Origin of the sequence: Kutzneria sp. CA-103260 (assembly GCF_018263855.1) — a bacterium.
Classification (GTDB): domain Bacteria; phylum Actinomycetota; class Actinomycetes; order Mycobacteriales; family Pseudonocardiaceae; genus Kutzneria.
On sequence record NZ_CP073318.1, the window covers coordinates 11,241,731 to 11,255,025 of the forward strand.

At 71.7% G+C, this 13,295-nt stretch carries 4 protein-coding genes; all 4 read left to right on the top strand.

Translation table 11 applies throughout. From position 1 onward, the window contains the following. The 4 genes from JJ691_RS50570 to JJ691_RS50585 all read left to right on the top strand — a co-directional run bounded on the left by JJ691_RS50570 (window position 1) and on the right by JJ691_RS50585 (window position 13,283). Window positions 1-1,212, top strand: a complete 1,212-nt coding sequence (locus JJ691_RS50570; protein WP_211766479.1) for a macrolide family glycosyltransferase — start codon at window positions 1-3, stop codon at window positions 1,210-1,212. Continuing rightward, window positions 1,209-2,444 (top strand): macrolide family glycosyltransferase, encoded by a 1,236-nt coding sequence (locus tag JJ691_RS50575; RefSeq protein WP_211766480.1) that lies wholly within the window; start codon window positions 1,209-1,211, stop codon window positions 2,442-2,444. Before JJ691_RS50570 ends, JJ691_RS50575 begins: the two co-directional genes overlap by 4 nt. Beyond that, a complete protein-coding gene (locus JJ691_RS50580) occupies window positions 2,444-3,676 on the top strand; it encodes a cytochrome P450 (RefSeq protein ID WP_211766481.1) in 1,233 nt (410 codons plus the stop codon). Before JJ691_RS50575 ends, JJ691_RS50580 begins: the two co-directional genes overlap by 1 nt. Before the next feature lie 178 nt (window positions 3,677-3,854). Then, window positions 3,855-13,283, top strand: a complete 9,429-nt coding sequence (locus JJ691_RS50585) for a type I polyketide synthase (RefSeq protein WP_211766482.1) — start codon at window positions 3,855-3,857, stop codon at window positions 13,281-13,283. The last annotated feature ends 12 nt before the right edge of the window (window positions 13,284-13,295 follow it).

Genomic DNA, 13,295 nt, shown 5'->3' on the forward strand with positions numbered 1-13,295 from the left:
ATGTCGGGCAGGCACATCGCCGTTTTCAACTTCCCCGCGCACGGGCACGTCAACCCGTCGCTGCCGGTGGTCGCCGAGTTGGTGCGCCGGGGGCATCGGGTCAGCTACTTCATCCCGGAGAACTACCACGACGCTGTCGCCGCGACCGGCGCGACCCCGGTCGCCTACGTCTCGTCCGCGCCCACCGACTGGTCGGCCGAGCGGATCCCGGCCGTCATGACCCCGGAGGTCGTCTACAAGGCGCTGCGGTTCCAGGTGGACGAGGGCTTCGCGCCGTTGTCGGTGGCCGAGCAGCGGCTGGCCGACGACCGGCCCGATCTGATCATCTACGACCAGGTCGCCTTCCACGCCGGAAAGCTGTTGGCCCGCAAGTGGAACGTGCCGGCGGTGATGGCGTGCACGACGTTCGCGGCCAATGAGCTGTACTCGCCGTACGCGAACATGTCGGCGGACTTCCCGGTGGACATCGACCCGAACCACCCGGACCTGGCGGAGATGGCGAAGGTGACGCCGGCGGTGCTGGCCGAGCACGACCTGCCGATTGAGGAGTTCGCCGCCCGCAACGAGAAGGCCGCGCTGGTCTACCTTCCCCGGTCCTTCCAGCTGGGCCAGGAGCACTTCGACGACAGCTACGCGTTTGTCGGCCCGTCGCTGGCCGAGGGCGGCCGGCACGACGACACCGACTGGACGCCGCCGACCGACGGCCGTCCGCTGCTGCTGATCACCATGGGCAGCCATGACTACGAGAACCGGCTCCAGTTCTACCGCGACTGCGTCACCGCGTTCGCTGATTCCCCGTGGCACGTGGTGATGGCCGTCGGCAAGCGGATCGACATTGCCGAGCTGGGGCCGCTGCCGCCGCATTTCGAGGTTCACTCGTGGGTGCCGCAGCCGGCGATTCTGGCTCACGCCAAGGCGTTTCTCGCCCACGGCGGGATGGGCAGCGTGATGGAGGCGCTCAGCAACGGGGTCACTCCCGTTGTGCTGCCCAAGCTCGCCGAGCAGGGGCTGATCGCCGACCAGGTGGTCGCGCTCGGCGTCGGCCGCAAGATCGCGCCGACCGAGGTCAGCCCGGCCCGGCTGCGCGCGGCGGTCGACGAGTTGGCCGCGGACGAGCTGGCCCAGCAGCGGGCGCGGCAGCTGAGCGCGGACATCCGCGCGGCCGGTGGCGCGCTCGCGGCGGCCGACGCGGTCGAGGCTGTGCTGGCATGACCGAGCGCCGGCGACTGCACGTCGCGTTCCTGCCCTATCCGGCGCACGGGCACACCCCGCCGATGCTGCCGCTGGTCGCGGAGATGGTCCGCCGCGGGCACCGGGTCACGTGCTTCACCTCGCCGGCCTTCCTGGAGCGGGTCGAGGCCACCGGCGCCCGGCCCGTGCTCTACGGGGCCGAGCTGGAGACCCGGCCGGCCAAGGACTGGTTCACCGTCGACGAGGTGTGCTGGATGATGACCGACCTGGTGAACAACACCATGGCGGTCGCGCCGGGCATCGACGCCGAGTTCGCCGAGGACTGGCCCGATGTCATCGCCTACGACACGACCCTGTGGGCGCCGGGCCGGTTCACCACCTGGCGGGCCCGCGACACCGTGGTCCAGATGATCGCCACCTTCGCGTCCAACGAGCACTTCTCGATGGCCGCCGACGGGGGCAAGGTGGCCGGCGAGGGCGGCACCGACCCGGGCGAGATCGACCCCAACCACCCCGGCCTGGTCGAACTGGGCCGCCTGCTGGACAAGTTCTCCGGCGACTACGGCGTGCCCGCCGACGCGATCGACGGGCTGTTGGAGGGTTTCGACGAGTTCAGCCTCGTTTTTGTGCCACGAGAGCTCCAGCCGGCCGGCGACACCTTCGGCGACAGCCACGTTTTTGTCGGCTCCCTGCTGAGCGAGTCGTCGGCGGACCAGGGCTGGCGGCCGCCGGCCAATGGCCGGCCGGTGGTGCTGGTGTCCCTGGGCACCACGGTCAACCGCGGCCCGGAGTTCTTCCGGGACACCATGCGGGCCATGGCCGACCTGCCGTGGCACGTGGTGATGACCATGGGCAACAAGGTGAATCCCGACGAGCTGGGCGAGTTGCCCGACAACGTCGAGGTGCACAAGTGGATTCCGCTCGACGATGTGCTGCGGCACGCCAGCCTGCTGGTGTGCCAGGGCGGCATGGGCACCGTGCTGCAGTCGCTGTGGCACGGCGTGCCGATGATCGTGGTGCCCCATCACGGCGAGCAGAAGCTCAACGCCGACCGGCTCGACGAGCTGGGCCTGGCCCGGGTGCTGTCCCAGGAGCAGGTCAGCCCGCGGGCGCTGCGTGAGCTCGCGCTGGAACTGATCGACGACACCGAGATGCTGCGCCGGGTGGCGAAGATGCGTGACGTCGTTCGCGACAGCGGCGGTGTCCGGCTGGCCGCCGACACCCTCGAAGCACGCGCCACGGGAGGGCGATGATGGACGAACCGATGTACGGGCTGCCCACCGAGCGCGCCAATCCGTTCGACCCGCCGGAGGTCTACCGGGAGCTTCGGGACCGCTGCCCGGTCAGCAGGATGCGGATGCCGGTCAGCCTGGACGGCCAGGACGGCTGGCTGGTCACCGGGCTGGACGAGGCGCGGGCGGTGCTGGCCGACAACCGGTTCAGCCACCGCAAGGAACTGGTCTCGCTGGCCATCCCGTCACCGATCCCGTTGGGGGACCACAAGTACGAGCCGACCCCGGCCGCGCCGGGCGCCTTCATCGCCATGGACCCGCCTGAGCACGGCCGCTACCGGCGCATGCTCACCGGCCACTTCACCGTGCGCCGGGTGCGGGAACTCGAACCGCTCATGGAGCGGGTGGCTGGCCGCTACCTGGACGAGATGGCCGCCGCCGGCGGCCCGGTGGACCTGGTTTCCGCTTTCGCCCACCCGTTTCCCATCGACATGATGTGTGAGCTGGTGGGGGTGCCGGAGTGGGCGCGCCAGCCCGCCGTCGACCATCTGGCCATGGTGGCGCGCACGTCCTACACCATGGAAGAGATCATGGCGGCGATCACCGAGCTGCCGGTCATCCTGACCAGGCTGATCGAGGACGCCAAGGCCGCGCCGGCCGGCGACGACATGCTCAGCGCGCTGGTCCGGCTGCCGGACGTGACCGACGAGGAACTGGTCAGTCTACTGTGGACGGTGCTGGGCGGCGGCTTCGACACCAGCGGCAACATGCTGGCGCTGGGCACGTTCGCGTTGCTGGAGCACCCCGACCAGCTGGCCAGGCTGCGGGCCGAGCCGGAGCTGCTGGACAACGCGATCGAGGAGCTGCTGCGCTACCTGACGATCTCCCAGTTCGGCGCGAGCCGGGCGGCGCTGGAGGACGTGGAGATCGGCGGGCAGCTGATCGAGAAGGGCCAGACCGTGGCGGTCGGCCTGCCGGCCGCCAACCGCGACCCGAACAAGTTCCCCGATCCCGACCGGCTCGACATCTGCCGGTCCACCCAGGGGCATCTCGCCTTCGGGCACGGCGTCCACCAGTGCCTGGGCCAGAACCTGGCGCGGATGACGCTGCGCGTCGGCTACCGCATGCTGTTCGACCGCTTCCCGACGCTGCGTCTGGCCACGCCGGCGAGCGAGGTGCCCACCGGCGGGGACCTCGTGCACTACGGCGTGCACAAGTTGATGGTCACCTGGGACGAGCCGGATCACGCATGACGGGGCATCGTCTGTAGTGATCCTGCTAGAGCCCACCTTCACGCCGGCCCCGCACCAGTGGGGCCGGCGTGATACTGCGGCCATGCCCGCGAAGCTGCCCTGCCCTCCCTGTTCCCGCGTCTGTGTCGGCGGCGAGAAGCCCACGTCGTCGCCGGCTGCCCCAAGGAGCTGACTTCAGATGGAGAACGAGCAGAAACTCCGTGACTACCTGAAGCGGGTCACGGCCGAACTGGGTCAGGTTCGGCGGCAGCTGCGGGAAAGCGAGAACAGGCAGAACGAGCCGATCGCCATCGTGTCGATGAGCTGCCGGCTACCCGGCGGCGTGACGACACCGGAACAGGCGTGGCAGCTGCTCGTCGACGAGCGCGACACCGTGGGGGAGTGCCCGACCGACCGCGGCTGGGACCTCGACGGGCTCTACGATCCCGACCCCGACCACATCGGCACCACCTACACCCTCGCCGGTTCCTTCCTCGACGACGCGGCCGGCTTCGACGCGGACTTCTTCGGCTCGTCGCCGCGAGAGGCCACCGCGATGGACCCGCAGCAGCGGGTGCTGCTCGAAGCCACCTGGGAGGCGTTCGAGCGGGCCGGACTGGTGCCGGCGAGCCTGCGCGGCAGCCGGACGGGCGTGTTCGTGGGCGTCAGCGACCAGGCGTACGGCAGCGGGGAGGTGGCCGACCGGGACAGCGTGGAAGGGCACCTGCTGCTGGGCACCAGCATCGCGGCCGTGGCCGGCCGGGTCGCCTACAGCTTCGGGCTGGAAGGTCCGACGGTGACCGTCGACACGATGTGCTCCTCGGCGCTGGTCGCCGCGCACATGGCGGCGCAGGCGTTGCGCCGCAACGAATGCACGCTCGCGGTGGTGGCCGGCGTGACCGTCATGGGCTCGCCGCGCAACTTCATCGAGTTCAGCCGCCAGCGGGGCCTGGCGGTGGACGGCCGCTGCAAGCCGTTCTCGACCGACGCCGACGGCACCGGCTGGGGCGAGGGCGTCGGCGTCCTGCTGCTGGAGCGGCTGTCGGACGCGCAGCGCAACGGGCACAAGGTGCTGGCCGTGATGCGGGGCAGCGCGGTCAACTCCGACGGCGCGTCCAACGGCCTGACCGCGCCCAACGGTCCGTCGCAGCGGCGGCTGATCCGGCAGGCTCTGGCCGACGCGAAGCTGACCGGCGCGCAGATCGACGTCGTCGAGGCGCACGGCACGGGCACGACGCTGGGTGATCCGATCGAGGCGCAGGCGCTGCTGGCGACCTACGGCCAGGACCACACCGAGGAAAAGCCGCTGTGGCTGGGCACCATCAAGTCGAACATCGGTCACACGCAGGCCGCCTCCGGCGCGGCCGGGATCATCAAGATGGTGCTGGCGATGCAGCGCGGTGTGCTGCCCAAGTCGCTGCACTCCGAGGAGCCGACCCCGCACGTCGACTGGTCGGCGGGCAACGTGCGGCTGGTGAACGAGTCGATGGCGTGGCCGGCCGACGGCGAGGAACCGCGCCGCTCGGCCGTTTCGTCCTTCGGCGGCAGCGGCACGAACGCGCACGTGATCCTCGAACAGGCTCCGGCCGTGGCCGAGGAGGAGCCGGCGCGCACGCCGACGACGCGCGTGGTTCCCTTGGTGCTGTCCGGTAAGTCGCCGGAAGCGGTGGCGGCGCAGGCCGCGCGGTTGGCGGCCGTGGACGCCGACCCGACCGATGTCGCGTTCACGCTCGCGACGCGCCGGTCGGCCTTCGACTTCAGCTCGGTCGTGCTCAGCGACGGCGTGTCCGACGGTCTGGCGGCGATCGCCAGCGGCGAGAGCCGTCCCCTGGTCCGGTCGACGGGGCAGACCGCCTTCGCGTTCACCGGCCAGGGGGCGCAGCGGGTCGGCATGGGGCGCGAGTTGCACGCCGCGTTCCCGGCGTTCGCCGCCGCGTGGGACGCGGTGGTCGCCCACCTGGACCCGGCGCTGACCGATGTCGTGTGGGGCACGGACCAGGAAGCGTTGAACCAGACGGCTTTCGCGCAGCCGGCGCTGTTCGCCTTCGAAGTGGCGCTGTTCCGGTTGCTGGAGTCGTGGGGCGTCAAGCCCGACTTCGTCTTCGGGCACTCGATCGGCGAACTCGCGGCCGCGCACGTCGCCGGCGTTCTGTCCATCGAGGACGCATGCGCGCTGGTGTCGGCCCGGGGCCGGTTGATGCAGGCGCTGCCCGAGGGCGGTGCGATGGTCGCGGTCCAGGCGGCCGAGGCCGATGTGCTGCCGTACCTGACCGACCGGGTGTCGATCGCCGCGGTCAACGGCCCGGACGCCGTTGTGCTGTCCGGCGACGCCGAGGCCGTGCTCGCGGTGGCCGCCCGGTTCGACAAGACCAAGCGGCTCCAGGTTTCGCACGCGTTCCACTCGCCGCTGATGGAGCCGATGCTGGCGGAGTTCCGCCGTGTCGCCGAAGGACTTTCCTACCGCGAGCCGCGGATCTCGGTGGTGCCGACCTCCGCCGGCGGCGGGCGCTGGACGGAGCCGGAGTACTGGGTTCGGCACGTGCGTGAGGCGGTTCGCTTCGCCGACGGCGTGCGGGAGCTGGAGGACGCGGAGGTCACGCGGTTCGTCGAGATCGGGCCGGACGCCGTGTTGTCCGGGATGGCCGCGACCTGCGTGCGTGAGGCCGCAGTTGTTGCCACGCAACGGCGTGAGCGTCCGCAGGTGCGTGAGCTGGTCGCCGGTCTGGCGCGGGCGTTCGCCCACGGCGTGGACGTCGACTGGGCGGCGTTCTTCGCCGGCATCGACGCCCGGCCGGTCGACCTGCCGACGTATGCCTTCCAACATCAGCGTTTCTGGCTGGCCACTGGGAACCAGGGCGCCGGGGACGTGCGGTCGGCGGGGCTGGAGTCCACCGGGCACCGGCTGCTGGGCGCGGCGCTGGACCGGCCGGAGTCCGGCGGGGTCGTGCTGACCGGCCGGCTGTCGGTGGATTCCACGCCGTGGCTGGCGGATCACGTGATCGGCGCCTCGAAGTTGTTCCCCGGCACCGGGTTCGTGGAACTGGTGCTGTGGGCCGGCGACCAGGTCGGTTGCGACGTGGTCGAGGAGCTGACGCTGCAGGCGCCGCTGGTGCTGCCCGAGCGGGGCGGCGTGGCGGTCCAGGTCGTGGTCGACGAGTCGAACCAGGTCGCCGTCTACTCACGGGCCGAAGGTGCTGACGAGCCCTGGATCCGGCACGCCACGGCGGTTCTCGGCACCGGGCCGGCGGCGTCGTTCGAGCTGACCGAGTGGCCGCCGGCCGGGGCGCGGCCGGTGGACCTGACCGGCTGGTACGACCGGGCGGCCGAGGTCGGCGCGGTGTTCGGCCCGGTGTTCCAGGGGATGCGGGCGGCGTGGACGGCCGGCGACGAGGTGTTCGCCGAGGTCGCGCTGCCGGAGGGCACTGAGGTCGACGGCCTCGGGGTGCACCCGGCGCTGCTGGACGCCGCGCTGCACGCCTTCCGGCTGACCAGGCCCGACAGTGAGCGGGCGGCGATCCCGTTCGCGTGGGAGTCGGTGTCGTTGCACGCCACCGGCGCGTCCGCGCTGCGGGTGCGGCTCAAGCCGACCGGTGACGGCACGGCCACGCTGTGGGCGGCCGACCCGACCGGCGCGCCGGTGGTGTCGGTGGAGTCGTTGGCGTTGCGGCAGGTCGACACGGACGAGGTCGGCGTGCGGCGGTCGGGTGACTCGCTGTTCGTCGTCGAGTGGACGCCGGTCACGGAGTCGGCCGAGGCCGTCGCCCCGGACCACACGGTGTTCGAGCCGGACGCGACTTCGGTCCGCACGGCCACGTACGCGACGTTGGAGCGGTTGCAGGCGGGCGAGCCGGTGGTCGTGGTGACCAGGGGCGACCTGCCCGGTGCCGCGGTGGCCGGCCTGATCCGGTCGGCGCAGCTGGAGAACCCGGACCGGTTCGTGTTGGTCGACGCCGAGCCGGGGATGGACGTCGAGCCGCTGCTGCCGCGGATCATCGGCTCCGGCCGGTCGGAACTGCGGGTGCGTGACGGTGAGCTGTTCGCGGCCCGGCTGGCGCGGGTGGCGGTCCCGGAGCCGGCGGCGGTGTTCGACGGCCCGGTGCTGGTCACCGGCGGCACCGGTGGCCTGGGCGCGCAGCTGGCCCGGCATCTGGTGGTGGCGCACGGAGTTCGCGACCTGGTGCTGACCAGCCGCCGCGGCCCGGACGCCCCCGGTGCGTCCACTTTGGAGCGTGAGCTGACCGAGCTCGGTGCGACGGTGACGATCGCCGCGTGCGACGCCGCCGACAAGGACCAGCTGGCGGCCGTGATCCGACCCGACCTGGCGGCGGTTGTGCACGTCGCCGGCGTCATCGACGACGGTGTGCTGTCCGCGCTGACGCCGGACCGGCTGGACGCCGTGTTCCGGCCGAAGGTGGACGCGGCCTGGAACCTGCACGAGCTGACCAAGGACCTGAACCTCAGGGCGTTTGTGCTGTTCTCCTCCGCGACCGGGGTCGTCGGCAACGCGGGCCAGGCCAACTACGGCGCCGCGAACGCCTACCTCGACGGGCTGGCCGAGTACCGGCATTCCCTTGGCCTGCCGGCGATCTCGCTGGCCTGGGGCATGTGGGACGGCGGCATGGCCGACAACGTCGACGTCTCCCGGATCAACCGCGGCGGTGTGCTGGGCCTGTCGATCGACCAGGGCCTGGCGCTGTTCGACGCCGCGTGCGGCAGCGAGCACGCCGCGCTGGTGCCGATCCGGCTGGACATCCGGGCGCTGAACGAGCTCGGGGCCGACCGGGTGCCGGCGATGCTGCGCGGTCTGGTCCGCGCCCGGCGGCGGGTCGCCGGTCGGGCGGCTGCGGCCGGTGCGCTGGCCGCGCGGCTGGCGGGGGTCCCGGCCGACGAGCGTCTGGCCGTCGTGCTGGGTGTCGTGCGGCAGGAGGCGGCGACGGTCCTCGGCCACGCCGGACCGGAGGCGATCGCCCCGGAGCGGGCGTTCACCGAGCTGGGCTTCGATTCCCTGCTGGCGGTCGAGTTCCGCAACGCGTTGAGCGAACGGGTCGGCGCGCGGCTGCCGGCGACGCTGGTGTTCGACTACCCGACCCCGGCGGTGCTGGCCGAGCACCTGCTCGGCGAGGTGGTCGGTGCTGCCTCGGAGCAGCCGAAGACCGAGCGCGCCAAGGAGGTCTCCGACGAGCCGATCGCGATCGTCGGCATGGCCTGCCGCTACCCGGGCGGCGTCAGCTCGCCCGAGGACCTGTGGCGGCTGGTCGCCGACGGCGTGGACGCGGTGTCGCTGTTCCCCGGCGACCGCGGCTGGGACGTCGAGGGCAGCTACGACCCGACCGGCGAGCGGCCCGGCACCACGTACACCCGTGAGGGCGGCTTCCTGCACGATGCCGCGATGTTCGACCCCGGCCTGTTCTCGATCAGCCCCCGCGAGGCGATCACGATGGACCCGCAGCAGCGGTTGCTGCTGGAGACCGCGTGGGAGACGTTCGAGCGGGCGGGTATCGATCCGAAGTCGTTGCGGGGCAGTGACACTGGTGTGTTCGCGGGCCTGATGTACCACGAGTACGAGGGCAACCAGAACACGGGTTCGATCGCCTCCGGTCGGGTGTCGTACACGTTCGGTCTGGAAGGTCCGGCGGTCACGGTTGACACGGCGTGTTCGTCGTCGTTGGTGGCGATGCACCTGGCGGCGCAGTCGTTGCGGTCGGGTGAGTCCTCGCTGGCGTTGGCCGGTGGTGTGACCGTGATGCCGACGCCGGACATGTTCATCGAGTTCAGCCGGCAGAACGGACTTGCGAACGACAGCCGGTGCAAGTCCTTCGCCGACGCCGCCAACGGCACGGGTTGGTCCGAGGGCGTCGGTCTGCTGCTGCTGGAGCGGCTGTCGGACGCGAAGCGCAACGGCCACCAGATCCTGGCCGTGGTCAAGGGTTCCGCCGTGAACCAGGACGGTGCCTCCAACGGTCTGACGGCCCCGAATGGTCCGTCGCAGCAGCGGGTCATCCGCAGGGCGCTGGCTTCCGCTGGCCTGGAAGTGTCCGATGTGGACGCTGTCGAGGCGCACGGCACCGGCACGCGGCTGGGCGACCCGATCGAGGCTCAGGCGATTCTGGCCACCTACGGCCAGGACCGGGACGAACCGTTGTGGTTGGGTTCGATCAAGTCCAACATCGGCCACACCCAGGCGGCCGCCGGTGTCGCCGGTGTCATCAAGATGGTCATGGCCATGCGGCACGGTGTGTTGCCGCAAACCCTGCACGTTGACACTCCCAGCTCGCATGTCGACTGGGCCGAGGGTGCGGTCGAGCTGCTGACCGAGCAGCGGGCGTGGCCGGAGACCGGCCGTCCCCGCCGGGCCGGTGTGTCGTCGTTCGGCGTGAGCGGCACCAACGCGCACGTGATCATCGAGCAGGCCCCGGCGGTCAAGGAGACGACCGTCGAGCGGTCGGCCTTCGCGCCGCTGGTGCTGTCCGGCGCGACCAAGGATGCCCTGCGCGGCCAGGCCGCTCGCCTGGCGTCCATTGTGGACCGAGAAGAGCTGGCCGATGTCGCCGTCTCGCTGGTGAAGACCCGGACCTCGTTCGAGCACCGCGCCGTGGTGTTCAGCGCCGACGCGCTGCGCGCCTTCGCCGAGGGGCGGCCGGCTCCGGGCGTGGTGACCGGTACCGCCGTGGATGGTCTGACGGCGTTCATGTTTTCCGGTCAGGGTTCGCAGCGCGTTGGTATGGGTAAGGAGCTCTACGCGGCCTTCCCGGTGTTCGCCGAGGCGCTGGACGCGGTGTTGGCCCACCTGGACGCGGATCTGCGCGGCGCGATGTTCGACGGAACCGCCGACCTGAGTCAGACCGGCTACACGCAGCCGGCGCTGTTCGCCATCGAGATCGCGTTGTTCCGTCTGCTGGAGTCGTGGGGCGTCAAGCCGGACTTCCTGGTCGGGCACTCGATCGGTGAGCTGGCGGCCGCGCATGTCGCCGGTGTGCTGAGCCTTGAGGACGCTTGTCGGCTGGTGACCGCCCGTGGGCGGCTGATGCAGGCGCTGCCCGAGGGCGGCGCGATGGTGGCGGTCCAGGGCACCGAGGCCGAGGTTCTGCCGTACCTGTCGGAGAAGGTGTCGATCGCCGCGATCAACGGGCCGGACTCGGTCGTCGTCTCCGGCGACGAGGACGCCGTGTTGGCGGTGGCGGCGAGGTTCGAGAAGACCAAGCGGCTCAAGGTTTCCCACGCGTTCCACTCGCCGCTGATGGACCCGATGCTCAACGAGTTCAGCGCGATCGCGGAAACCATCACCTACGCCCAGCCCCGGATTTCCGTGGTGTCGAACCTGACCGGCGAGCTGGTCACCGAGTTCGACGCCGAGTACTGGGTGCGGCACGTCCGCGAGGCCGTGCGCTTCCACGACGGCGTGACCACACTGCGGACTCAGGGCGTGACCACCTTCCTGGAGGTCGGGCCGGACGGCGTGCTGGCGGCCATGGCCGAGGGCTCCGTCGCCCTGCTGCGCCGGGACCGTGGCGAGGTCGAGGCGGCCACGGCCGCGCTGGCCGGGCTGCACGTGCGCGGCGTCAAGGTCGACTGGCTCCGGCTGATCTCCGGCCGGCTGATCGACCTGCCGACCTACGCTTTCCAGCGCGAGCGCTTCTGGATCAACGCCAAACCCGTCAGCCGATCCACTGTGGACGAATGGCACTACGGCCTGACCTGGACGCCGGTCAACGACACCCCGAACGCCGCCGCACTGGGCGCCTGGGTGCTGGCGGTGCCGGAGAACGAGCTGGACAGCGGCGTGGTCGGCTCGGTCGCCAAGCAGTTGCGCGAGCGGCTCGGCGAGGTCGTCCCGCTCGTCGTCGGCGACGTCGACCGCGAGATCCTGGCCGGCCGACTGGCCGAGCTGCCGGCCGAGGTCAACGGCGTGATCTCCTTGCTGGCCCTGGACGACCAGGCCGACCCGGACCACCCCGAGGTGTCGGCCGGCGTCGGCCGGACCCTCACCCTGGTGCAGGCCGCCGGCGACGCCGGCCGCACCACCCCGCTGTGGTGCCTGACCCAGGGCGCGGTCGCCGTCGACGACTGCGACCCGCTGAGCAGCCTGCCGCAGGCCGGCATGTGGGGCCTGGGCCGGGTGATCGCGCTGGAGTACCCGCAGCAGTGGGGCGGCCTGATCGACCTGCCCGAGGTGCTCGACGACCGGGCCGCCGAACGGCTCATCGACGCGCTGGCCGGCCCCGGCGGCGAGGACCAGCTGGCCATCCGCGCCGCCGGGGTGTTCGCCCCGCGCATCACTCGGTCCACTGTGGATGGTCCGGTCGCGAAGCCGTGGCAGCCGCGCGGAACCGTGCTGGTCACCGGCGGCACCGGCGCGCTGGGCGGCCACGTCGCCCGGCAGCTGGCCGGCAGCGGCGCGGAACACCTGCTGCTGGTCAGCCGGCGCGGTCCGGCCGCCGAAGGCGCGGCGGAGTTGGAAGCGGAGCTGACCGAGCTCGGCGTGCGGGTGACCGTGGCCGCGTGCGACGTCGCCGACCCGGCCGCCGTCCGCGACCTGCTGGCCGCGATCCCGTCGGAGCAGCCGCTCACCGCGGTCGTGCACACCGCCGGCGTCCTGGCCGACAGCGTGGTGGATGCTTTGACACCGGAGCGTTTTGTCGACGTGCTGCGCTCGAAGGTCACCTCGGCCGAGGTGCTGGACGAGGCGACCCGGGACCTCGACCTGGACGCGTTTGTGCTGTTCAGCTCGCTGTCCGGGGTGGTGGGCACGCCCGGCCAGGGTAACTACGCCGCCGCCAACAGCGCCCTCGACGCGCTGGCCGGACGCCGCCGCGCCGCCGGTCTCCCGGCCGTCTCCATCGCCTGGGGCCCGTGGGCCGGCGGCGGCATGGCCGACGAGGCGATCATGGCCCGGCACCGCCGTAGCGGCGTGGTGCCGATGTCGCCGCAACGCGCCGCCGCCGCGATGCGGCTGGCCGTCGACCACGGCCAGGTCCGGCCGATCATCGTCGACGTCGACTGGGAGCGCTTCGTCCCGGCCTTCACCGGCCCGCGCACCAGCCACCTGTTCGACGTCGTGCACGAGCCGAGCGGGCCGGCGGTCAGCTCCGACGCCCTACGGGAACGCCTGACCGGACTGGCCCGGCCGGAGCGGATCCGCGTGCTGGAGGACCTGGTCTGCGGCACCGCCGCCGCAGTGCTGGGCCACGCCAGCGCCACCGCCGTCGAGCCGACGCGGGCCTTCCGCGAGCTCGGCTTCGACTCCCTGATGGCCGTCGAACTACGCAACGGCCTCGGCGCCGCAACGGATCTGTCCCTGCCCGCCACCGTCGTCTTCGACCACGTCACCCCCGCCGCCCTGGCCGAACGCCTGCTGGTCGAGCTGTTCCCCGACGAAGCCGGCGACCAGGTCGACGACGTCGAGACCCGGACCCGCCGGGCCCTGGCCGAGATCCCGCTGCAACGCCTGCGCGACGCCGGCCTGCTGGACACGCTGCTCAAACTGGCCGACTCGGACGCCCAGCCGGCCCCCGCCGACCAGACCGAGATCGCCGACTCGATCGACGAGATGGACGCCGACAGCTTGATGCGCCTGGTGCAGGGTGACTTCGCCGCTCACCAGCTCTCCGAAGGGAACAGCCATGACTGAGCCGACGGCGAA